Source organism: Streptomyces sp. NBC_01171, from assembly GCF_045039805.1.
GTDB lineage: Bacteria > Actinomycetota > Actinomycetes > Streptomycetales > Streptomycetaceae > Streptomyces.
The window spans coordinates 821,470-842,982 of record NZ_CP108609.1; the positions used below are offsets into that span (position 1 = coordinate 821,470).

The 21,513-nt window shown below is 71.0% G+C and carries 18 protein-coding genes; 13 read left to right on the plus strand and 5 right to left on the minus strand.

Going from position 1 to position 21,513, the window contains the following annotated elements; genetic code table 11:
• Window positions 1-25: 25 nt before the first annotated feature.
• The gene (locus tag OG448_RS03825; RefSeq protein ID WP_405551511.1) at window positions 26-1,234 is read right to left on the minus strand and encodes a phospholipase D-like domain-containing protein; all 1,209 of its coding nucleotides are present in this window, start codon (window positions 1,232-1,234) and stop codon (window positions 26-28) included.
• A gap of 225 nt (window positions 1,235-1,459) precedes the next feature.
• On the opposite strand from OG448_RS03825, the gene ltnD reads away from it, so the two are divergent.
• From ltnD to OG448_RS03875, 10 genes are all read left to right on the plus strand, one after another.
• Window positions 1,460-2,365 carry an L-threonate dehydrogenase gene (gene ltnD / locus OG448_RS03830; protein WP_405551512.1) on the plus strand — a complete coding sequence of 302 codons (906 nt, stop codon included), beginning with the start codon at window positions 1,460-1,462 and terminating at the stop codon, window positions 2,363-2,365.
• A 1-nt stretch (window position 2,366) separates the two neighbouring features.
• Entirely contained in the window at window positions 2,367-3,644 is a 1,278-nt protein-coding gene (gene otnK, locus OG448_RS03835; RefSeq protein WP_405551513.1) for a 3-oxo-tetronate kinase, read from the plus strand.
• Entirely contained in the window at window positions 3,641-4,303 is a 663-nt protein-coding gene (locus OG448_RS03840) for an aldolase (protein WP_405551514.1), read from the plus strand. Before otnK ends, OG448_RS03840 begins: the two co-directional genes overlap by 4 nt.
• Window positions 4,304-4,348: 45 nt before the next feature.
• Window positions 4,349-5,653 carry an MFS transporter gene (locus OG448_RS03845; RefSeq protein WP_405551515.1) on the plus strand — a complete coding sequence of 435 codons (1,305 nt, stop codon included), beginning with the start codon at window positions 4,349-4,351 and terminating at the stop codon, window positions 5,651-5,653.
• A 31-nt stretch (window positions 5,654-5,684) separates the two neighbouring features.
• On the plus strand, window positions 5,685-6,467 hold the full coding sequence (gene otnI, locus OG448_RS03850) for a 2-oxo-tetronate isomerase (RefSeq protein WP_405551516.1): 783 nt from the start codon (window positions 5,685-5,687) through the stop codon (window positions 6,465-6,467).
• Complete coding sequence (gene denD, locus OG448_RS03855; RefSeq protein ID WP_405551517.1) at window positions 6,464-7,510, plus strand: D-erythronate dehydrogenase; 1,047 nt, start codon at window positions 6,464-6,466, stop codon at window positions 7,508-7,510. Before otnI ends, denD begins: the two co-directional genes overlap by 4 nt.
• A 10-nt stretch (window positions 7,511-7,520) precedes the next feature.
• Window positions 7,521-8,273 (plus strand): FadR/GntR family transcriptional regulator, encoded by a 753-nt coding sequence (locus OG448_RS03860; protein WP_405551518.1) that lies wholly within the window; start codon window positions 7,521-7,523, stop codon window positions 8,271-8,273.
• A gap of 129 nt (window positions 8,274-8,402) precedes the next feature.
• A complete protein-coding gene (locus OG448_RS03865; RefSeq protein WP_405551519.1) occupies window positions 8,403-9,833 on the plus strand; it encodes a fascin domain-containing protein in 1,431 nt (476 codons plus the stop codon).
• Between the two features lie 147 nt (window positions 9,834-9,980).
• The gene (locus OG448_RS03870) at window positions 9,981-11,303 is read left to right on the plus strand and encodes an aldehyde dehydrogenase family protein (RefSeq protein ID WP_405551520.1); all 1,323 of its coding nucleotides are present in this window, start codon (window positions 9,981-9,983) and stop codon (window positions 11,301-11,303) included.
• A 407-nt stretch (window positions 11,304-11,710) separates the two neighbouring features.
• The gene (locus tag OG448_RS03875; protein WP_405551521.1) at window positions 11,711-12,190 is read left to right on the plus strand and encodes a hypothetical protein; all 480 of its coding nucleotides are present in this window, start codon (window positions 11,711-11,713) and stop codon (window positions 12,188-12,190) included.
• 65 nt (window positions 12,191-12,255) lie between these two features.
• Here OG448_RS03875 and OG448_RS03880 read toward each other — a convergent pair whose 3' ends face one another.
• Window positions 12,256-13,503, minus strand: coding sequence for an MFS transporter (locus OG448_RS03880; RefSeq protein WP_405551522.1), 1,248 nt, complete (start codon window positions 13,501-13,503; stop codon window positions 12,256-12,258).
• Window positions 13,504-13,700: 197 nt separating this feature from the next.
• On the opposite strand from OG448_RS03880, the gene OG448_RS03885 reads away from it, so the two are divergent.
• Window positions 13,701-14,516 carry a hypothetical protein gene (locus tag OG448_RS03885; protein WP_405551523.1) on the plus strand — a complete coding sequence of 272 codons (816 nt, stop codon included), beginning with the start codon at window positions 13,701-13,703 and terminating at the stop codon, window positions 14,514-14,516.
• 1 nt (window position 14,517) lies between these two features.
• Here the strand turns inward: OG448_RS03885 and OG448_RS03890 are convergent, their stop codons facing one another.
• Window positions 14,518-16,326, minus strand: coding sequence for a helix-turn-helix domain-containing protein (locus OG448_RS03890; protein WP_405551524.1), 1,809 nt, complete (start codon window positions 16,324-16,326; stop codon window positions 14,518-14,520).
• Between the two features lie 191 nt (window positions 16,327-16,517).
• On the opposite strand from OG448_RS03890, the gene OG448_RS03895 reads away from it, so the two are divergent.
• Window positions 16,518-17,903 (plus strand): MFS transporter, encoded by a 1,386-nt coding sequence (locus OG448_RS03895; RefSeq protein ID WP_405551525.1) that lies wholly within the window; start codon window positions 16,518-16,520, stop codon window positions 17,901-17,903.
• A 35-nt stretch (window positions 17,904-17,938) separates the two neighbouring features.
• A complete protein-coding gene (locus OG448_RS03900) occupies window positions 17,939-19,399 on the plus strand; it encodes an AMP-binding protein (protein ID WP_405551526.1) in 1,461 nt (486 codons plus the stop codon).
• On the opposite strand, the gene OG448_RS03905 is transcribed toward OG448_RS03900, so the two are convergent.
• Complete coding sequence (locus OG448_RS03905) at window positions 19,396-20,568, minus strand: 4-hydroxybenzoate 3-monooxygenase (protein WP_405551527.1); 1,173 nt, start codon at window positions 20,566-20,568, stop codon at window positions 19,396-19,398. The genes OG448_RS03900 and OG448_RS03905 overlap by 4 nt on opposite strands.
• A 114-nt stretch (window positions 20,569-20,682) precedes the next feature.
• Window positions 20,683-21,456, minus strand: a complete 774-nt coding sequence (locus tag OG448_RS03910; protein ID WP_405551528.1) for an AraC family transcriptional regulator — start codon at window positions 21,454-21,456, stop codon at window positions 20,683-20,685.
• Window positions 21,457-21,513 lie beyond the last annotated feature (57 nt).

Consider the following 21,513-nt stretch of genomic DNA (forward strand, 5'->3'; position numbering starts at 1 on the left):
CTCGGCTAACGCCGCCTGCCTTTCGTCACAGGAAGCGTCTCACGGGCGTGACCGCGGCTTCCTTCAGCCGCTGGAAAGCGGCTCTTCGCCGCCATCTGGCGAGGTCGACGGCCACGCTGTGCTCGAGGTCGGCGTCGTAGTCGCGGTCGAGGGACGCGGTGAACTCCTCGTCCAGCACGGCGAGCATGACCTCCTCGTCGTGGTCCATGGAGCGGCGGTTGAAGTTGGTGGAACCGATCAGGGCCGCCACCGAGTCCACGGTGATGATCTTGGCGTGCATCATCGTCGGCTGGTACTGGCGGATGTCGACGCCCGCCTGGAGGAGCCGGGTGTAGTGGTGCTGTCCGGCGAGCTGGCAGGCCCGCTGGTCGGTGTACGGGCCGGGCAGCAGGATCTCCACCTTGACGCCCCGGCGCGCGGTGCTGCACAGCAGGTCGATGAAGTAGTCGTCGGGGGCGAAGTAGGCCGTGGCCAGGCGGAACCGTTCCTCCGCCGAGGTGAGCATGACCCGGATCAGGGTCTGCATGTCCTGCCAGCCGATGCTGGCCGAGCCGCGCACGACCTGGACGATCGAGCTGCCGATCTGCTCGTGCCCGGTGAAGCGGTCGCGGTCGTCGAAGAGCTCGTCGTGGCACTCCGCCCAGTTCTGGGCGAAGGCGGCGGCGATCCCGTCGACCGCCGGTCCGCGCACCTGGACGTGGGTGTCGCGCCACTCGCCGGGGTTGCGGGCGTCGCCGCACCACTCCTCCGCGATGCCGACGCCGCCGGTGAAGGCGGTGTCCTCGTCCACGATCAGGGCCTTGCGGTGGCAGCGGTGGTTCTGCTTGAAGGGCGAGAGCCAGACGGGCTTGCGGAACCAGGCGACCTGGACCCCGGCTTCGTCCATGAGGTCCAGCACCCCCGGCTCTATCTGCTTGGCGCCGAACCCGTCGAGCAGCAGCCGTACCCGCACGCCCTCCCGCGCCCGGTCGGCGAGGGCGGCGGCGAAGTCGTGGGCGATCTGGCCGCGCCAGTACACGAAGGTCATCATGTCGATCGTGTGCTTGGCCGAGCCGATGGCCTTCAGCATGGCGGGAAAGATGGCGCTGCCGTTGCGCAGCGGGACCAGCTCGTTCCCCTCGGTCGCGGCCACCCCGATCAGCCGCTCCAGGCGGCGGCGCAGGCGCTGCTTGCGGGCGTCGGCGTCCAGGGCGCCGGCGGGTGCGAGAGCTACCGGTATGCCGTCGAGGGTCACAGCGAATTCTCCAGTCGGGCCGTTACGCGGATCGGATCGGGACGGCCGGTGGCCCCCGAGGACCCTCATGCCCGGCACTCGCCCCATCATCCCGTGCCGCTGAACCACCCCACAGGTGACCGACATCACAGTGCGTCGACCGCTGTCATCAGGTCATCATATGACCCGACCGCCGACGGCACTGAAGGGCGTCCGGGCGGCCACTGCGAGACAAGGATGTTGCGCGTGAAGGACCAGAAGCCCCGCGTGGGCGTGGTGGGACTCGGGGCCATGGGGCTCGGGATGGCCCGCAGCCTGCGGACCGCGGGATACGACGTCGGTGTCCACGACCTGCGGCCCGAAGTGGCCGCCGGCTTCGCCCACGAGGGCGGCACCGCCTTCCCCTCCCCCGGTGAACTCGCCGCCGTCGTCGATGTCCTGGTCGGTGTGGTCGTCGACTCCGCCCAGATCGAGCAGGTGCTGTTCGGCGCGGAGGGTGCCGTCGAACGGCTGCGTCCGGGGGCCGTGTTCGTGATGTGCTCCACGGTCGATCCCGCCTGGTCGGCCGAACTGGGTTCACGCCTGGCCGAGTCGGGCGTCCTCTACCTGGACGCCCCGGTCTCCGGCGGTGCCGTGCGCGCGGCGGCCGGTGAGCTGACCATGATGACGTCCGGCGCCCCGGAGGCGTACGCGCTCGCCGGGCCGGTGCTGGAGGCGATGAGCGCGACCGTGCACCGGCTGGGCGACGAGGCCGGACTCGGCTCCAGGGTCAAGGTGGTCAACCAGTTGCTCGCGGGCGTCCACATCGCCGCGGCCGCCGAGGCGATGGCGCTGGGCATCAAGGCCGGCGTCCCGGCCGAGACGCTGTACGAGGTGATCACCCACAGCGCGGGCAACTCCTGGATGTTCGAGAACCGCATGGCGCACGTACTGGCCGGTGACTACACGCCCCTGTCCGCCGTCGACATCTTCGTCAAGGACCTCGGGATCGTGCTCGACTCCGCCCGCCCGGAGCGCTTCCCGCTGCCGCTGGCCGCCACCGCCCACCAGATGTTCCTCCAGGCGGCGGCCTCGGGACTGGGCGGCGAGGACGACAGCGCGGTGATCAAGATCTTCCCGGGGATCGACCTGCCGAAGCCGGAGGATGGCTGACATGGGAATCCGGCTCGGCGCCATCGCCGACGACTTCACCGGCGCCACGGACCTGGCGAACAACCTGGTGCGCGCCGGGATGCGCGTGGTCCAGCTCATCGACGTCCCCGCGGACGGCGGCTACGGCCTCGCCGGGGACGCGGACGCGGTGGTGATCGCGCTCAAGTCCCGTACCGTGCCCGCCGCGGAGGCGGTGGACGCCTCGCTCCGCGCGCTGGCGTGGCTGCGGGGCGCGGGCGCCGAGCAGATCTACTTCAAGTACTGCTCGACCTTCGACTCCACTCCGGCCGGGAACATCGGGCCGGTCGCCGAGGCCCTGATGGACGCGCTGGACACCGACTTCACGGTGGCCGCCCCCGCGTTCCCGGACAACGGGCGCACCGTCTTCAAGGGCCATCTCTTCGTGGGTGACGTGCTGTTGAGCGAGAGCGGCATGCGGGACCATCCGCTGACGCCGATGACCGACTCCAACCTGGTCGAGGTGCTGGGCGCGCAGACCACGCGTCCTGTCGGGCTCATCGACCACACGGTCCTCGCGGGCGGTACGGACGCCGTGCGGACCCGTATCGCCGAACTCCGTTCCCAGGGTGTCGCGTTCGCCGTCGTGGACGCCGTCTCCAACGACGACCTGTTGCGGCTGGGCGAGGCGGTGCGGGATCTGCCGCTGGTGACGGCCGGTTCGGGGCTGGCCATCGGGCTGCCGGCGAACTGGGGACTCGAACCGTCCTCCGCGGCAGCCCAGTTGCCGCCCGCCTCCGGGCGTCGGGCCATCGTCTCCGGTTCGGTCTCCGTGGCCACGAACGGCCAGGTCCGCGCGTTCCGGGACACCGGGCGGCCCGCGTTCGGCGTGGACCCCCTGCGCATCGCGGCCGGTGAGGACGTGGCCGGGGCGGCGCTGGCCTTCGCCGACGCCCACCTGACCGACGGACCCGTACTGATCTACTCAACAGAGGCCCCCGACGCGGTGCGCGGGGTGCAGAGCAGGCTCGGTGCCGCCCAGGCCGGTGAGCTGGTGGAACGGACCCTGGCCGAGGTGGCGCGGGGGCTCGTGGCGCGCGGGGTGCGGCAGCTCGTCGTCGCCGGGGGCGAGACCTCGGGCGCGGTCGTGCAGGCGCTCGGCATCACCGGACTCCGCATCGGCCCGCAGATCGACCCCGGCGTGCCGTGGTGCGCGGCGACCCTGCCTGAGGGAGAGACGCTCCATCTCACCCTGAAATCAGGCAACTTCGGCGGCCCCGACTTCTTCTCCGCCGCGTTCGACCTGCTGGGGTCGGCATGACCGACCCGGTGCACGAGGCCCGGCGCGAGATCGTCCGGGTGGGCACGAGCCTGTTCGCGCGGGGCTACGTCCACGCCAGTGCGGGCAACATCAGCGCCCGGATCGGTGACTCCCACCTGATCACCCCGACCGACGCCGCCCTGGGCTTCCTCGAACCCGACCGGCTGGCCCTCGTCGACGCCGAGGGCGAGCAGCTCACAGGTGACCGGGCCAGCAAGACCCTCACCCTGCACCGTCGTATCTACGCCGCCGATCCCACCGCCCGCTTCATCGTCCACACCCACTCCACGCACCTGGTCGGGCTGACCCTGGCCGGGGTGTGGCGCGCGGACGACGTGCTCCCGCCGATCACCCCGTACTACGTGATGAAGGTCGGGCACGTTCCGCTCGTCCCCTACCACCGGCCCGGCGACCCGCGTGTGGCCGACATCGTGACCGCACGCATCGCCGAACGCGCCGCGGGCGGTACGCCGATCAGGGCCGTGCTGCTCGACCGGCTCGGCCCGGTCGTCTGGGGGCCCGACGCGGCCTCCGCCCTGGCCGTCCTCGAAGAACTCGAGGAGACGGCACGCCTGTGGCTGCTCACCGAGCGCAGGCCCGCACCGCTCACTGAACCCGAACTCGCCGAACTGCTCGCCGTGTTCGGCGCCCGTTGGTGAACCCCCCGTCCCGAGAATCCCCCTGAGCCGCTCAAAGGATTCGCCATGTCCCTCCCCACGGTCGCCGCCGAAGTCGACCTCACCCGCGAGAACGCCGTCTTCCGCAAGGTCGTCCGGCGCATCGTCCCCTTCCTCGTCCTCGCTTACGTCGTCTCCTACCTCGACCGCGTCAACGTGGGCTTCGCCAAGCTCCAGATGTCCGCCGACCTGGGGTTCAGCGAGGCGTCGTACGGCCTCGGCGCCGGACTGTTCTTCATCGGGTACTTCCTCTTCGAGGTCCCGTCGAACCTGCTGCTCCAACGGGTCGGCGCCCGCACCTGGATAGCCCGGATCATGATCAGTTGGGCCGTGGTCTCGGCGGCGTTCGTGTTCGTCACCAACGAGACGACGTTCTATGTGCTCCGCTTCCTGCTCGGCGCCGCCGAGGCCGGGTTCTACCCCGGTGTCATCCTGTACTGCACCTACTGGTTCCCGTCCCACCGCCGGGCCCGCGTCATCGCGATGTTCATGTCGGCGATCCCCGTGGCGGGCATCTTCGGCAACCCGCTCTCCGGCTGGATTCTGGACACCTTCCACGGCACGGGCGGCTGGCAGGGGTGGCAGTGGATGTTCGCGCTGGAGGCGCTGCCGGCCCTCGCGGTCGGTGTGGCCACGCTGTTCTACCTGGACAACGGGGTGCGGGACGCGAAGTGGCTCAGCGACGAGGAGAAGGACGTCGTGGAGCGGGCGCTCGCCGAGGACACGGCGCACCGGACCGTGCACGGCAAGGTCTGGGACGGCTTCCGCGATCCCAAGGTGTGGCTGATGAGCCTGATCTACTTCTGCTTCGTGATGGGCCAGTACGCGCTGACGTTCTGGATGCCGACCTTCGTGGAGTCCACCGGCATCAAGGGCAACCTGGCCATCGGCGTGCTCAGTTCGGTGCCGTTCCTGGCGGCCCTGGTCGCGATGAACCTCTTCGGCCGCTCGGCCGACCGGCGCCGGGAGCGCCGCTGGCATCTCGTGATCCCGAGCCTGATGGGCGCCGTCGGCTTCGCACTGGCCGCTTCCTGGTCCGGCTCGACCGCGCTGTCCCTGGTCGCGCTGTCCTTCGCGGCGGCCGGTGTGCTGACCTGCGCCCCGCTGTTCTGGTCGCTGCCCACCGCCTTCCTGGGCGGTACGGCGGCCGCGGCCGGGCTCGCCCTGATCAACTCGGTCGGCAACCTGGCCGGTTTCGCCAGCCCGTACATGATCGGCGCACTGAAGGACAGCACCGGTTCGGCGTCCATACCGATGTACGTGCTGGCGTTCAGCCTCGTCGTGGGCGCCGCCGCCGTACTCACCACCAAGAAGGACGTCGTCAACCGCTGACCGGCGCCCCATCGGCGTCATGGGAGTGACCATGCCGAGGTTCGCAGCGAACCTGTCCATGATGTACACCGAACACCCCTTCCCTGCCCGCTTCGCCGCGGCCGCCGAGGACGGCTTCGAGGCCGTGGAGTACCTCTTCCCGTACGAGTACACCCCCGCCGAGCTGCGTCGCCTGCTGGACGACCACGGGCTGCGGCAGGTGCTGTTCAACGCCCCGCCCGGCGACTGGGATTCGGGCGAGCGCGGTACGGCCGCGCTGCCCGGCCGGGAGGCGGAGACGCGGGCCGGCATCGAGCGGGCGCTGGAGTACGCGGCCGCGCTGGACTGCCCGCGCGTGCATGTGATGGCCGGGCTGGTGCCGTCCGGCGCGGCCCGTGACACCTGTCTCGCCAACCTTGCCTGGGCCGCCGAGCGTGCCGGCGCGGCCGGGGTGGACATCCTGATCGAGCCGATCAACCACCGTGACATGCCGGGCTACTTCCTGAACCGGCAGGCCGAAGCACACGCTGTCGTGCGGGAGTTGGACGTGGACAACGTCAAGGTCCAACTGGACCTCTATCACTGCCAGATCACCGAGGGCGACCTCACCACGGCCCTGCGCCGGGACCTGCCGACCGGCCGGGTCGGGCATCTCCAGATCGCGGGCGTACCCGACCGGCACGAGCCCGACGCGGGTGAACTGAACATCGGCCATCTCTTCGGTGTCATCGACGAGTTGGCCTACGAGGGGTGGATCGGCTGCGAGTACCGCCCCCGTGCCGGGACGAGCGAGGGGCTCGGCTGGCTGCGCGACTACCGAGGAGCACACGCATGAGGATCGTCATCACCGGTGGCTTCGGCTTCCTGGGCCGCCAGGTGGCCGAACGGCTGCTGGAGACACGGACGTTCCGGGGCACGCCCGTGGACCGGCTGGTACTGGCCGACCTGTTCGTACCGGAGACGTCGCCGCTCGCCGCCGACCCGCTGGTCGAGGTCGTCCGGGGTGACCTCACCGAGCGGCTGGGCGAGTTGTTCGCCGAGCGGGTGGATGCGGTGATCCATCTGGCGTCCGCGGTGTCGGCCGAGTGCGAGGCCGACTTCGACCTCGGCATGGCCGCCAACGTGGACACCACCCGCGCCCTGCTCGAAGCGGCCCGCGCCCAGGCGGCCGCCGGGGGCCCCGTCGTACGACTGCTGTTCTCCAGCAGTGTCGCGGTGTACGGCCCGGACCCGGCGCTGCCGCTGCCCGAGGTGGTCAGCGAGGCCACGCTGCCGACCCCCCGGTCCAGCTACGGCGTGCAGAAGTTCGTCTGCGAGCAGCTCGTCGCCGAGTACACGCGCCGGGGCTTCGTGGACGGGCGGGTGGCCCGGCTGATGACCGTGTCGGTGCGGCCGGGGAGGCCCAACGCGGCCGCCTCCGGATTCCTGTCCGGCATCGTCCGCGAGCCGCTGGCCGGGCTGCCGGCCGTCTGTCCCGTCGACCCCGGCCTGCGGGTGGCCCTGGCCTCGCCCCGGCGGACGGTCGCGGGCATCCTCCGGGTCGCGGAGCTGGAGCGCGGTGAGGGCCCCGGCCAACTCGACGGCCGGCTCCCGGTCAACCTGCCCGCGCTGACCGTCTCGGTCGAGGAGATGCTCCGCACCCTCCGCCGGGTGGCCGGGGACGCGGTCGCGGACCTGGTGACAGTGGCGCCCGAGCCCGCCGTGGAGGCCATCGTGGGGTCCTGGCCGGCCGACTTCGACAACGCGCGCGCCGCCACGCTCGGCCTGGCCGCCGACCCGGACTTCGAGTCGGTCGTCCGGGAGTACCTGGCCGACCACGCCGGCGCGGTGACCGCCGTCACCGCGCCGGGGGCGGGGCCGCAGGACGCCGGTCGATAGACTGAAAGGCATGTTTTCCAAGGTGAGCGGTCCGATACGGCTCGCGGACCGGGTCGCCGCGATACTCGCGGAGGAGATCGAGTCCGGGCGGCTCGCCGAAGGCGACAAACTGCCGACCGAGGTCGCGCTGGTCAAGCAGCTCGGCGTGAGCCGTACGGTCGTCCGCGAGGCGGTGTCCCGGCTGCGCAACGCGGGCCTGGTCGAGCCGCGCCAGGGCCTCGGCGTCTTCGTCCTGCCCCGGCGCACCCGGCCGCTCGACCTTGAGGGTGAGTCGCCGAGTACCAAGTCCAAGGTGCTCCAGATCGTCGAGGTCCGCGCGGCCCTGGAGGGTGAGGCGGCGGCCCTGGCCGCGACCCGTGCCACGCCGGACGACATCGCCCGGATGCGTCTGGCGCTGGCCGCGCTGGACACGGCGGTCGCCACCGACGGTGACGGCGTGGACGAGGACCTCGCCTTCCACCGCACCATCGCGGAGTCCACCGGCAACGCGGTCCTCGTCCAGACGGTGCGCTACCTGGGCGAGGTCGCCCGCGGCGGCATTCGCGTCACCCGCGCCAACGAGGCCCGCCGCACCGACTTCATCGAGGCCGTCCGCCAGGAGCACCACGCCATCCTGGCCGCCATCGAGTCCCACGACCCCGAAGCCGCCCGATCCGCCGCCCGCCTCCACCTCCGCCACGCCGCCGCCCGCCTCCAGGACGCGGACGACCGGTTCTGGACGGAGAACGACGGGCTGGACGTGCGACTGGGGCCGGACACCTGACGCTCAGGGCCCGTTGAGCGGAAGAACGACCGGTAAGGCATGTCCATGCCCTGCCGGTCCGGATCATGGTTGACTCGACTCGCGTTCACCTCCACGCACAGGCGCGGAGGTATTCACGAGGGATCACGCATGCTGAAACGAATACGGCTCCTGCTGGCGACGGTTCTCACCGCGCTCAGCACCGTCGTGGCACTGGCCGCACCGTCGGCCGCGGCCGACTCCCCGGTTCCCCCGTCCTCGGCGGGCCAACGATGGGCACTGAAAGTGGCCGATCACTACGTGACCGTCTCCGCCGGGGCCAACGGTGACACCAAACTCCGGGCCAGTCTGACCGCCACCACGCCCCAGACCCCGGAGCAGTTCACGCTGCACACCGACTGGGTCACGGGCGCCGGCTTCGGCAGCAAGGTGAGCTTCCGCTCCGAGGCGACCGGCAACTACGTCACGACCGAGGACGACGCCAGCGCCTCCCTGCTGCGGACCCGGGCGACGACGACGGGGGCCTGGGAGCGCTTCACCCTGAAGCCCCTGTCCGAAGGCGCGTTCGGCCTGCTGGCGTCCAACGGCAAGTACGTCGCGGCGGAACTGGGCACCTACCCGGACAAGGGCCTGCTGCGGGCGCGCACGGCACCGCCCGCCGATCCCGATGACCTCGGTTCCTGGGAGCGCTTCACCCTGGAGAAGGTCGGTGGGCACGGTTCCACCAGCACCGCGCCCGCTCCGACCGGTCAGGCGCCGGTCGCGCGTGACGTCGTCTCGTGGAACGTCTGCGCCAACAACAACGAGTCCTGCTCCCTCGATGCGGCCCCGCCCGCGACCGTCGCCACCAGCGTGTCGAACGCGCTCCACCAGGCCATGGGCACCAGGCGCCCCGACGCGATCTTCTTCCAGGAGATCTGCGAGAAGGCGGCCAAGCCTCTGGAGCTGGCACTCGAGAGCTGGGCCGGTCCGATGGACGTGCGCTTCATGCCGACGGAATACAACATCGCCGGCACCTCCATCCAGGCCCAGAAGGACTGCGACAACACCTCGGACGGTGTGAGCCGGGGCTCCTTCGGCATCGCGCTCGCGGTCCCCGACAGCAACACCTGGTACCAGGGCACTGTCCTTCCGTCGCCGTCCACCAAGGAGCAGCGACCCATGCTCTGCGCGGTCATGCCGGCCGAGGGCTCCGCGTACTGCAACGCGCACTTCAGCAGCGGTCCGTACGTCGTCGACGGCGAACAGCGGGGCGACGACACCGACCCCGACAACCTCTACCGTCCCCAGCAGGCCCAGGCGATGCGCACCACCGTCGACAAGCTGACGGGGGCGGGCTACACCACCTACTACGGCGGTGACCTCAACACCACCCAGAACGACGTCGGTTACCTCAGCGCCCTCTACCCCGACCACCAGGAGTGCGGGCAGCCGACCCCGTCCTCGCCGCACACCGGCGCGCCCACGGACGGCAACAACAAGATCGACTACATCTTCGGTCCGCAGGGGCCCACCTACACGTGCCGGGTGGTGGACGGCGCGCTGTCCGACCACCGCGTGATCAACCTGACCACTTCCTGAGCCACTCGTGGGGCCGTTCCGGATCAGTCCGGGACGGCCCCTTCGCGTACGCGCCGTGATCTACGTCATTCCGGGCGATCCGTGGAATTCAGGGGACCCTCTGAAAGGTTGGTGTTTACATCTGATCGTCGAGGATGCGAGGCACCCGTGAACCACTCCCCCACCGAGCAGGCCGCCGACACCGTGGCCCGGCTGCGCCGCACCTTCCGTACCGGACGGACCAAGTCCGTCGAGTGGCGTACGGAGCAGTTGCGCCGGCTGCGCGCGATGCTGACCGAGCACGGGGACGACCTCGCCACGGCCCTCCACGCCGACCTGGGCAAGAGCGCCACCGAGGCGCACCGTACGGAGATCGGCTTCACGGTCCGCGAGATCGACCACACCCTGGAACACCTGGAGGAGTGGCTGCGCCCGGAGTCGGCCCCGGTCCCCGCGCACCTCGGTGACGACGCCACGGCCTGGACGCAGTACGACCCGCTCGGCGTCGTCCTCGTCATCGCCCCGTGGAACTACCCGGCCCAGCTCCTCCTCGCCCCCGTGGTCGGCGCCCTCGCGTCGGGCAACGCGGTCGTGGCGAAGCCGAGCGAACTGGCCCCGGCGACCTCGGCCGCGCTGGCCGCGCTGATCCCGGCCTACCTCGACACCGACGCGGTCGCCGTGGTCGAGGGCGGCATCCCGGAGACGACGGCCCTGCTGGCCCAGCGGTTCGACCACATCTTCTACACCGGCAACGGCACGGTGGGCCGTGTCGTCATGCGGGCGGCGGCCGAGCACCTCACTCCGGTCACGCTCGAACTCGGCGGCAAGTCACCGGCGTTCGTCGACCGGGACACCGATCTCGACGTGGTCGCCGACCGGCTGGCGCGCGGCAAGTTCCTCAACGCCGGGCAGACCTGCGTCGCCCCCGACTACGTCCTCACCGACCCGGAGACCGCGCCCGCGCTGGAGGCGGCGCTCGTCCGCGCGGTCGAGGGCATCTACGGCACCGACCCCGCGGCCTCGCCGGAGTACGGGCGCATCGTCAACGAGCGCCACTTCGACCGGCTTTCCGGTCTGCTCGACTCCGGCCGGGTGGCGGTCGGCGGGGACAGCGACCGGGCGGACAAGTACATCGCGCCGACCGTGCTGGCCGACGTGGCGCCCGAGGCACCGGTGATGCAGGAGGAGATCTTCGGACCCATCCTCCCGATCGTCACCGTGCCGGACCTGGACGCGGCGGTGGACTTCATCAACGACCGCGACAAGCCCCTCGCGCTGTACGTCTTCACCGACTCCGACACCACCCGCGACCGCATCGCCGCCGAGACCTCCTCCGGCGGTCTCGGCCATGGCCTCCCCCTCGCCCACCTCACCGTCTCCGACCTCCCCTTCGGCGGCGTCGGCGAGAGCGGCATGGGCAGCTACCACGGCCGCTACTCCCTGGACACCTTCAGCCATCGCAAGGCGGTGCTGAACAAGCCGCTGGCCTAGCCGGCCGGGAGCCACCGCCGCGCTGCCTCCACGCTGTCCCCGCCACTGGTGTCGAAGGCGAGGGCGGCCTGGGGGGGGCGTGGCGGCGGACGAGGTTCACGATCTGCTCGAACACCGGCAACAACTGCTCGGTCTTCCGGATACCGCCCCAGACAACCACGACGCCCCAGTGGGGGGAAGCGGCCACATGTGCCCCCGCCAGTCCGGGACCCTATGCCGGTGCCGGGGGCGGACAAGCACTCCCGGCCGGCGCCAGACAGACCACCTGCCTGCCCGACACCCCCTTCCCCTCAACCGCCGGACGGCAATTTCACAGCGGCGCGAACCCGCTGACACCGCCTGTGGATGCCGCTAGCTTCCTGACTGAGTTCATGCCTTCGCATGAGCCGACAGGGGAGGGATCTTCGGTGTTCTCCAAGAAAGTGCTGCCCACAGGGCTGGGGAGAGCGGCGGCCGCGGTGACGGCGATGACGGTCGTCGCGGTACTGGGTTCGGCCACCGCCGCCAGTGCCGGGGCGAGTTGCGGTGTCGGGGGATGTTCGTCGTCGGTGAACGACACCGCCCTGGGCGCGACCGCGCTCAAGAACTGGTGCCGCTCCGGCGACAGCACCGGCTCGTGGACCGCCACGCAGCCCACGTGCTCGAGCGACGGCGTGGCGCAGACCACGTACTACCTCTCGCCCAACGGGGGTCACACCCCGTACAAGGAGGACTGGGACACCCTGCGCATCGACGCCGGGTACTGCTACAAGGTCAAGTTCATCATCGACCTCGCCCCGGACTTCACCAAGACCTACGACCGCCGGGGCACGTCGGCCGCCTACGTGAAGGCGGCGGACAACGCGGACGCCCACGTCGTCGGCCAGAGTTCCAGCTCCTGCCCGTGACCGTGCGGGCCGGCAAGTAGGCGCGCTGTCGGGCGGACGGCTCCTGAGCCGTCCGCCGGTGGCGGTCAGCGGACAGCCTCAACCCTCGCCGCGAGCGGCTGAGTTGCCTCATGCCTCCGCACCGACGGCATCGCCAGCACCACACCCACCGCCGTCACCTGCCACAGCACCCCGAACCCCAACAGCCGCTCCGCGCCCACGACCCCCGACACCGGCCCGGCGAGCGCCAGCCCGAGCGGTCCCAGGGCGAACGCGCCCAGACTGTCGAACGCGCTGATACGCCCCCGCACCTCCGCCGGGACGTCCCGCTGGATGACGGTCGCCGCGAGAGTGGTGCACACGGCCGCACCGATCCCCGCGAAGAAGGCGGCGCCGGCCACCCACGCCAGAGGCGACCCCATGGCCAGCGTGGCCGCGGGCACCGCCCACCCGGCGGACGCGGCCACGGACCAGGTGAGTCCCCGCCGGGGATTCCGGCCGAGCAGCAGCACCCCGCCGACGATCGCCCCGATGCCCTCCAACGCCAGCACCAACCCCCACGCCCTCGCCCCACCGAGCCGCTGCTCGGCGATGGACGGCCCGAGCACCAGGAACGGCGCCCAGAGCAGGCAGTTGAAGAGGCCGATGTGGAGAGTCGTGACCCACAGCCAGGTACGCGAGGTGAACTCCCGCCAACCCCGTCCGAGTTCACTGAACAGCCCCCGCCCGGGAGCCTGGACCCGCGCCACCGGCAACCCCACCAGCGCCACGACACTCACGCCGTAACTCACCGCGTCCACGGCCACCACCGTCCCCGCGTCGAAGGCCCCGACAAGCAGCCCGGCGAGCCCCGGCCCCGCGATCGACGTCATCGGGCGAGCCATCTCCAACAGAGCGTTGGCGTCGGCGAGTTCGCCATCCGGAACGAGACCGGGAACCAGCGCCGACAACCCCGGCATGAACCCTCCCTCACCCACCCCGAGGAGCACCGCCAGCACGACGACCTCCCAGATCCGCACGCCGCCGGTGAGCAGCAGCAAGGCCAGCACACCTTGAGAGCCGAACCGGAGCGCATCCGCCGCCAGCATGACCGTACGAGCGCCAAGCCGGTCGGTGAACACGCCCCCGAGCAGCAGCACGACCAGCACGGCGAGAATCCGTGCCGCCATCACCCCGCCGACGGCGTCGACCCCGCCACCGGGAAGCCGCAGCACGGCGAAAGTAGTGGCGATCGTGTTCATCCCTGAGCCGAGCAGCGAGGTGGTCTGCCCGAGCAGGAAGCGCCGGAACCGGGCATGCCGCAGCACACGCAGCCGGTGAGTACCGAGTGTCATGAATCCGCACCCTGCCTCCGCCGAACAATTCGCCGCAAGGGTTTCCTCGAATAAAAACCGCCCCTTTATAAAAGAGCTCCCGCAGGCGCGAACCGGCGCAGTAAATGGAGTGCGTTTACTGCAACATGCCTGATGGTAAGGTCAGTCATCGAAACCCAAGAAGTCCTCGTAAAACTCATTTACCGCGGGTGGGCAACATGAGTAAGGACCTGGCGGCCCCGGTCGAATACGGCGCCGCCGTCGACCGCTACCTCGCCGCAGCGGGCCTCGGTACCGCGTCCCGCCGCATCTACCGCATCTCCCTGCTCGGCTGGGCCTGGCCCCTGGTCGACCGGCGCACCCCCACCGGCCGCGACCGCAGAGGCGCCCACCCCCCGGCTGTACCCCTCGCTCTGCTGGACGACCCGGAGACGCCGGACCGCCTGCGCCGAGGACTGACCGACCGCTCCCCCTCCGCACGACCGAGCACGCTCGTCCGCGAGTTGGCCTGCCTCCGAGCAGCCACGGCATGGTGGCTGGCCCAGGGCTGGATCACCACGGACCCAGCTCTCGACCTGACCCGGCCACCCGCACCAGCCCCACCCCGGCCACCGGACCGCGCCCGAGCCGCCCTGGCCCTACGAGCCCCCCTCAGGGAGCTGACCTTCTGGTACTTCCTCCACGAGTCCGGCGCCCCCGTGGAACACGTCCTCGCCCTGGACATCGACCACCTGGACCTCCCAGCCCGGCGCACCAGGCCCGGCGCGACAACCCGCCTGAGCTGGGGCGAGGGCACGGCCCGCCTCCTCCCCCTCCTCCTCGCCGGCCGTACCGCGGGCCCGGTCTTCGTCACCGCCCGCCGGGCCTCCGCCACCACACCCCCGGCCGACCGCTGCCCGGTGACCGGCCGTGGCCGCCTCTCCTACCGCCGGGCAGCGGAACTCTTCACCGCCGCGACCAGGCCGCTCGACCCGTCCGGCCACGGCTGGACCCTGCTGGCTCTGCGCGACCGCCGCGGACCAGCGACGCCCTGAGCTATCCCGGACCGTCCAGCACCACCCTCAACTGATGTAGCCGCACTGCGAGATGGAGCCGTAGCGCGGAGTCCGCCGAGCGCCAGTCGTCGCCGAGGAGGGCCGTGATGCGTTCCAGGCGCTTCAGGAGGGTGTTGGTGTGCACATGGAGAGCGTGGGCGGTCCGGCTGAGGTTTCCGGAGTGGGCGAAGTAGGCGGCGACGGTGCTCACGAGGTCGGTCGAGCGGCGCCGGTCGTAGTCGAGGAGGGGGCCGAGGGAGTCGGTGACGAACCCTTCCAGCTCCTGCGAGCGCCGGGGGTCGAAGACGAGCCCGTACATCGCGTACCGCCGTGTCGTGGCACCCCGGTCGGTCTCACCGAGGCTGCGCATGACGTCCAGGCAGCGTACGGCCAGCGTGAAGGAGTGGGCGCGGTCATGCCCGGTGATCCGGTCGGCGACCACGAGTACGGGCGTGCCGAGCCTGCGGCGCAGCCGTTGGTGCAGCGTGCGTACCGCGGCCTCGGGGTCGTCGGCGCGGAGCAGCATCGTCGCCCGGCCCAGGTACTCGCCGGCGAGGCCGGACAACTCCGTCGAAGAGGCGTGCAGTTCACGGACGACGTCGCCGGTGGGCCGGTCGGGGCAGTCGGCGGTGACCAGGACGTCGAGCCGGTCCACGTCTACGCCCCGCGCGAGCGCGCGGTCGCGGAGTGCCGGATGGACGGGCTGGAGCGGCGGGTGGGACAGCAACTCCAGGAGCAGTTCGCCCCGTACCCGCTCCTCGGCCTCCACGCGGGCGTCCCGCATGAGCGCGAGCAGGCCGGTGATCTGGGCGGAGCGCTCCAGCATCCGGACGTCGGCCGACTCCGTGACCGCCCGGCGCCGGAGGGACAGGGAGCCGAGGTGGCTGCCCCCGGCCTGGATGGCGGCCACGCTGAGGACCGTGCCGTCGGCCCCCTCGCCGTGGACGCACCGGCCGGTCCGGCGCGCTTCCTCCAGCAACTCCCGTTCCAGGCGGGGATCGTCGCCCACAGTCGCCGCGCCGGAGGAACGGGTGGCCACGACCTCGTCGTCCCGGTTCCGGATGGTCACCACGCCCTCCAGATGGTCGACCAACGACTGCGCGATGTCGCCCGGCCCGCCCCCGGTCAGCACCACATGGGTCAGCGCCTCGTGCACGGCGGCGGCCCGTTCCATCGTGGCGACCTGGTCCTCGATGACGCGGTAGGCGTCCTGGAGCCGCTGGAGAGCCACCCGGCTCTCGTCGTACAGCCGGGCGTTGTTGAGCGCGATCGCCGCATGGTCGGCGAAGGCGCTGAGGAGGGCGACCTCGTCCTTCTCGAAGGGGCGCTCGGTGCGGTCGGCGGCGAAGAGGACACCGATCACGCGGTCGCCCACCAGGAGGGGCACGCCCAGCAGCGCCACGAGCCCCTCGTCGGAGACGAGCCGGTCGAAGACGGGGTCGCGGTGGAAGCCGTCGGCATGGCGGTAGTCGCTGACCCAGACGGGCGCCCTGGTCTCGATCACCCAGCCGCCGAGCCCGGCCCCGGCGGGCATGTGCGCGGAGGAGAACTCCGACGAGATGGTGCCGGCCGACGCGCTGAGGGCGAGAGCGCCGCCCGCGTCGCGGAGCGAGAGGTAGACGAAGTCGCTGCCGATCAGCTCGTGCGCCTCCCGGACGATCGACGGCAGCACCTCGTCGACCTCGCCCAGCACGGTCAGCGAGCGGGCCGTCGCGTACAGGCTGCTCAGCTCACGTTCGCGGCGCAGCCGGTAGGCGGCGAGTTCGCCCTGACCACCCTCGCCCGCCGGCTCGGAATCGCTGTGTGCCATCGCTCGCCTTCACGAAGAAGGGAGGTGGTGGATTCACCCACCCCCAGGGTGCGAGGAGTGTAGCGAATCCCCATCTCCCAAAGCGCTTGCTCAGCCCTACTCTCGCCCCACACAGAGCTGTGACACATGTCCCGACCGGCCGGCGGGCGTCCCCGCACACACCCCTGACCAGAACCGGAGGGATGCCTCTCATGGCCTCATCCGCGCAGGCCCACGTCCAGGGCAACGGCTCCGAGCCCGCCACCGCGCCCGTACGCCGTGCCAACTGGAAGCTGCTGGCGGCCGGGCTGATCGGCAGCTCCATCGAGTGGTACGACTTCTTCCTCTATGGCACGGCGGCGGCGCTGGTCTTCCCGCACGTCTTCTTTCCGCACTCGTCCGCGTTCATGGGCACGCTGCTGTCCTTCAGCACCTTCTGGGCCGGGTTCGTGGCCCGGCCGCTGGGCGGGCTGCTCGCCGGTCACTTCGGTGACAAGCACGGCCGCAAGCCCACGGTCGTGGCCTGTCTGATCGGCATGGCCGCCGCGACGTTCCTCATCGGCTGTCTGCCGACCGCCTCGACGGTCGGGGTGCTCGCGCCGGTGCTGCTGGTGCTGCTCCGCTTCGTCCAGGGGGCAGCGGCGGGCGGCCAGTGGGGCGGTATCGCGCTGCTGCTCACGGAGTCGGCGCACCCCAAACGCCGTGGTTTCGCCGGCACGTTCGGACAGACGAGCGTCCCGGTCGCGGTCATCATCGTGAACCTCATCTTCACCACGACCGGTTCGGTCATATCGAGCGACGCTTTCCTCGACTGGGGCTGGCGCATCCCGTTCCTGCTCAGCGCGGTCATGTTCCCGGTCGTCCTGCACATCCAGAACAAGGTCGAGGACACCCCGGACTTCCGCGAACTCCGGGAAGCGGCCGCCCGCAGGCCGGAGGCGAGCGTGGTACGGGCCCCGCTCACCGAGGCCGTACGCCGCAACTGGCGCACCATCCTGCTCGGTTGCGGCACCCTGTCCGCCACCAACAGCCTCTTCTACGTGAGCATCACCGGCCTGCTCAGCTACGGCACGACGACCCTGCACATGGACCGCGACTCCCTCCTCACGGTCACGCTCCTCAGCTCGGCCCTGTTGGCCGGGATACTCCCCTACTCCGGCCATCTCTCGGACCGCTTCGGCCGCCGCAAACTGGTCCTGGCCGGCGGACTCGGCGTGGCCGCCTGGGCGTTCCCGTACTTCGCGCTGGTCGGTACGGCCTCGACACCCCTGGTCTTCGTCGCGGTCAGCGTCGGCTTCCTCTTCCAGGGGCTCACGTACGGCCCCATGGCAGCCTTCCTCGGTGAGCTTTTCGCGCCCAACGTCCGGTATTCCAGCGCCTCTTTGGCCTACCAGCTCTCCGCCATCGTGGTCAGCGGCGGTACGCCGATCCTGATGACCGCCGTCATCGCGAAGACCGGAACGACCACGCTGGTCGCCGCGTACATCGCGCTGATGGGCCTGATCACCTTCGCCAGTGCATGGTTCCTGCCCGAGACGAACCCGGCCGGGGTCCGCCGCGACCCCGACGCGCTGCCCGGAGCGCAGCTCTACTCCTGACCGGCCGGATTCCCCAACCACGAGGAGAAACAGTCATGTTCACCCCCGAACCGGGGTTCCCACTCGGTGACATCCCCGCGGCCCACGCGGCCGGACGCCCCGACGCCGTCGCGGTCCGCTCCGGCGGCGCGGAACTGACCTGGGAGGAGCTGTACCGGGCGAGCGACGCCGTCGCGCGCGGCCTGAAACTCTCCGGCGTCGAGCGCGGACACATCGTGCCCCTCATGCTGCCGAACGGCGTGGACGTCGTGGTGGCGGCCTTCGCCTGCCTCAAACTCGGCGCGGTGCCCCAGCCGTTGTCGACCAGGCTGGCACCGGCCGAGGAGCGGGCGATCCTCGCGCTCTCCGAACCGCCGGTCGTCGTCGGCCTCCAGGAGGGCACCCTCGACCGGTCCACGACCGTGGCCGAGTTGCGCCGACTGGGCGCCGGTGAGGGCGAGTTGACCACCGAGATCGGCCCCTCGTGGAAGGCACCCACCTCGGGCGGCTCGACCGGCAGGCCGAAGGTCATCCTGTCGGGGGCACAGGGAGCGTTCAACCCCTTCGACATGGAGGCGTGGGGACTGCGGCCCGGCGAGCAGTCCCTCGTCACCGCCCCCGTCCACCACAACGCCCCCTTCTCCACGGCCATGACGACGCTGTTCAACGGCGGTACGGTCACCCTGCTGGAGCGGTTCGACGCCGAACGGGTCCTGGCCGAGGTCGAACGGCACGCGATCACCTGGGTGTACCTGGTGCCGACCATGATGCGCCGCATCCTGGCCCTCCCGGAACCGGTCCGCGACCGCTACGACCTCTCCTCCCTCGTCTCGGTCTGGCACTGCGCCGAACCCTGCCCGCCCGCGACCAAACAGGCATGGATCGACTGGCTGGGCGCAGAGCGGATCTGGGAGCTGTACGCGGGCACCGAGGCCCAGGCCGGCTGCACGATCTCCGGCACCGAATGGCTGGCGCACCGGGGCTCGGTGGGCCGCCCCACCTGGGGCGAAATCAAGATCGTGGGGCTGGACGGCACACCGGTCACCGAGCCCGGAGTCCCCGGTGAGATCTTCATGCGGGTCGCGGCAGGCAAGCCACCAGCCTTCCGGTACCTGGGGGCCGAGGTCCAGGAGACCGACGGCTGGTCGACCCTCGGCGACATCGGCGAGTTCGACGGGGAGGGCTATCTGTACCTCCACGACCGCCGCTCCGACATGCTGCTGGTCGGCGGGGTGAACGTATATCCCGCCGAGATCGAGGGCGCCCTCACCGAGCACCCGCACGTCCTGTCCAGCGCGGTCATCGGCCTGCCGGACCCGGACCGGGGCAACCGCGTCCACGCCATCGTGCAGGTCGAGGAGGGGCGTACGACCACCCCCGAGGAGATCACCGACTTCCTGGCCACCCGGCTGTCGCCCCACAAGCGGCCCAGGTCGGTCGAGTTGGTGACGGAACCGCTGCGCAGCGCGGCCGGGAAGCTGAGGCGCTCGGCGTTGCGGGCCGAGCGGCTGAACTAGTTGATCCCGGCGGTAAGTTCACCGAAGAGTTTGCTCGCGGCCTCCGAGGTGAACTGCCGCTGGAGCTCCGCACGGGCGACCAGCTTGCGGAACTCCCCCGCGTGCGTGGTGTCCCCGGCGTTGTGCATGACATCGGTGATCCAGGTGGCGAACGCCTGGTAGTTCCAGATGTGCGGCAGACAGGTCTCGGAGTAGCCGTCGAGCAGGCTCGTGTCGCCGTCCTCGGCCCAGCGGAGGACGGCACGGGCGAACACCTCGGCGTCGTGCAGGGCGAGGTGGATGCCCTTCGCGCTCATCGGCGGGACGATGTGCGCCGCGTCCCCGAGGAGGAAGAGCCTGCCGTGGCTCATGGGGGCGAAGACCACACTGCGCAGCGGCACGACCTGCTTGCCGGCGATCTCGCCGCGCGCCACCGTCGTCCCGAACCGGGCTTCCAGCTCGCTCCAGACGCGCTCGTCCGGCCACTGCCCGGGGGTGTCGTCGACGGCGCACTGAAGGTAGACGCGGGTGGCGTGCGGGCCCCGCGGGATCAGTCCGGCAAGGCCGCGCGAGTGGATCGCCATGCCGGACGGGTCCGTGGGGACGGCGGCCAGGGCGCTGAGCCACGAGTAGCCGTACTGGTGGGAGTACTCGGTGAGGGCCCCGGCGGGGATGGAACGCCGGCTGACGCCATGGAAGCCGTCGCACCCGGCGATGAGGTCGCAGTCGACAGCCCTGGCCGTGCCGTCGGCGTCCCGGTAGCGGACGTGGGTGTGGGCGCCGTCCATGTTCTCCAACACCACCTCGGCGGCCTCGTACCGCAGGTCGCCGCCCGCACGCAGGAAGGCGTCGGTGAGGTTGCGGACGAGAACCTGCTGCGGGCAGTAGAGGCTCTCGTTGCCGTCGTCGTCCATGTCGATCGGCATCGCCTCCCCGTCGATGAAGAAGGCGCCCTCGCTCTCCGGGATCGGGGTGCCCTCCAGCACCCCGTCGAGCCCCCACTCGCGGAGCATGCGCACGCCGAACCCGTCGACGGTTCCGGCGCGTTGGCGCTGCTCGACGTAGGCGCGGCTGTGCTTCTCCAGTACGACGCAGTCGACGCCGTTGCGCAGCAGGAAGTTGCCGAGCGCCAGCCCGGCGACGCCGGCTCCGACGATGAGTACGGCGGTGTGGTCGCGTGTCTCGGTCATGGGTGTACGAGCCTCCGTGCTCACGGGGTGTCGGGGGGACTGACACCACTCTGGAGCCCGGCCCGGACTGCGAACCACCGGTAAAGCGACAGCGGATAACGGAAACCCGCCAAGCTACTGGCTGCCGCGCAGCTCCGCCTGATAGCGCCCCGGGGTCTGCCCGACCACCTCGGTGAACGCGTCGATGAAGCTGGAGGGGTTGGACCAGCCGCACGTCATCGCGGTGTCGGTGACCGACAGGCCGCCTGTGAGGTGGGCCAGGGCGTGATGGATGCGCAGGGTGGTGCGCCAGCGGTGGAAGCTCATGCCCAGCTCGGCGTGGAACAGCCGGCTCAGCGTGCGCTCACTGGCCCCGGCCGCCCGGCCCAGCTCGGCCAGAGTGGCGGGGCGGGCGGGGTCTGCGCGCAGGAGGTCGGTGACGGCGCGCAGCCGGTCGTCGCGGGGTTCGGGCAGGTGCAGTGACTGTTCGGCGGTGTCGGACAGCTCGTCCATGACCACGGCGAGCAGGCGCCCATGGGCACCGGGGCGGCTCTCCGCCCGGTCGGTCAGCACGAGCACCGCCTCGCGCAGCAGCGGGCTTACCGCGAACACGCTTGGTTCTCCCGCGAGTTCGGTGCACAGCTCGGGCGGCACGCTGAGGATACGGGCGTCGGTGCGACCGTAGAAGCGGTGGGAGTGGGCGAAACCGGGTGGCGTCCAGGTCACGCGGTTGGCCGGAGCGATCCAGGTGCCGCGCTCGGTGGTGGTGGCGAGCACTCCGGCGGCGGCGTAGACGAGCTGGCCGTGGGGGTGCGAGTGGGCGTCGAGGTGATAGCCGTGCGGCAGCCAGCCGGCCCCGCGCAGCGGCACGTCCACCGACTCGGGCAGGGTTCGGCGGTTCTCCGGCATCACCCGGAAGCGTACCGCCATTCCCGACGCTCACTCATTCAGCCGATGGATGGAATC

Coding starts and splice junctions, on each gene's coding strand:
- otnK (WP_405551513.1), top strand. CDS start 2,367: ATGGGAATCCGGCTCGGCGCCATCGCCGACGACTTCACCGGCGCCACG.
- OG448_RS03840 (WP_405551514.1), top strand. CDS start 3,641: ATGACCGACCCGGTGCACGAGGCCCGGCGCGAGATCGTCCGGGTGGGC.
- OG448_RS03845 (WP_405551515.1), top strand. CDS start 4,349: ATGTCCCTCCCCACGGTCGCCGCCGAAGTCGACCTCACCCGCGAGAAC.
- otnI (WP_405551516.1), top strand. CDS start 5,685: ATGCCGAGGTTCGCAGCGAACCTGTCCATGATGTACACCGAACACCCC.
- denD (WP_405551517.1), top strand. CDS start 6,464: ATGAGGATCGTCATCACCGGTGGCTTCGGCTTCCTGGGCCGCCAGGTG.
- OG448_RS03860 (WP_405551518.1), top strand. CDS start 7,521: ATGTTTTCCAAGGTGAGCGGTCCGATACGGCTCGCGGACCGGGTCGCC.
- OG448_RS03865 (WP_405551519.1), top strand. CDS start 8,403: ATGCTGAAACGAATACGGCTCCTGCTGGCGACGGTTCTCACCGCGCTC.
- OG448_RS03880 (WP_405551522.1), bottom strand. CDS start 13,503: ATGACACTCGGTACTCACCGGCTGCGTGTGCTGCGGCATGCCCGGTTC.
- OG448_RS03885 (WP_405551523.1), top strand. CDS start 13,701: ATGAGTAAGGACCTGGCGGCCCCGGTCGAATACGGCGCCGCCGTCGAC.
- OG448_RS03890 (WP_405551524.1), bottom strand. CDS start 16,326: ATGGCACACAGCGATTCCGAGCCGGCGGGCGAGGGTGGTCAGGGCGAA.
- OG448_RS03895 (WP_405551525.1), top strand. CDS start 16,518: ATGGCCTCATCCGCGCAGGCCCACGTCCAGGGCAACGGCTCCGAGCCC.
- OG448_RS03900 (WP_405551526.1), top strand. CDS start 17,939: ATGTTCACCCCCGAACCGGGGTTCCCACTCGGTGACATCCCCGCGGCC.
- OG448_RS03905 (WP_405551527.1), bottom strand. CDS start 20,568: ATGACCGAGACACGCGACCACACCGCCGTACTCATCGTCGGAGCCGGC.
- OG448_RS03910 (WP_405551528.1), bottom strand. CDS start 21,456: ATGCCGGAGAACCGCCGAACCCTGCCCGAGTCGGTGGACGTGCCGCTG.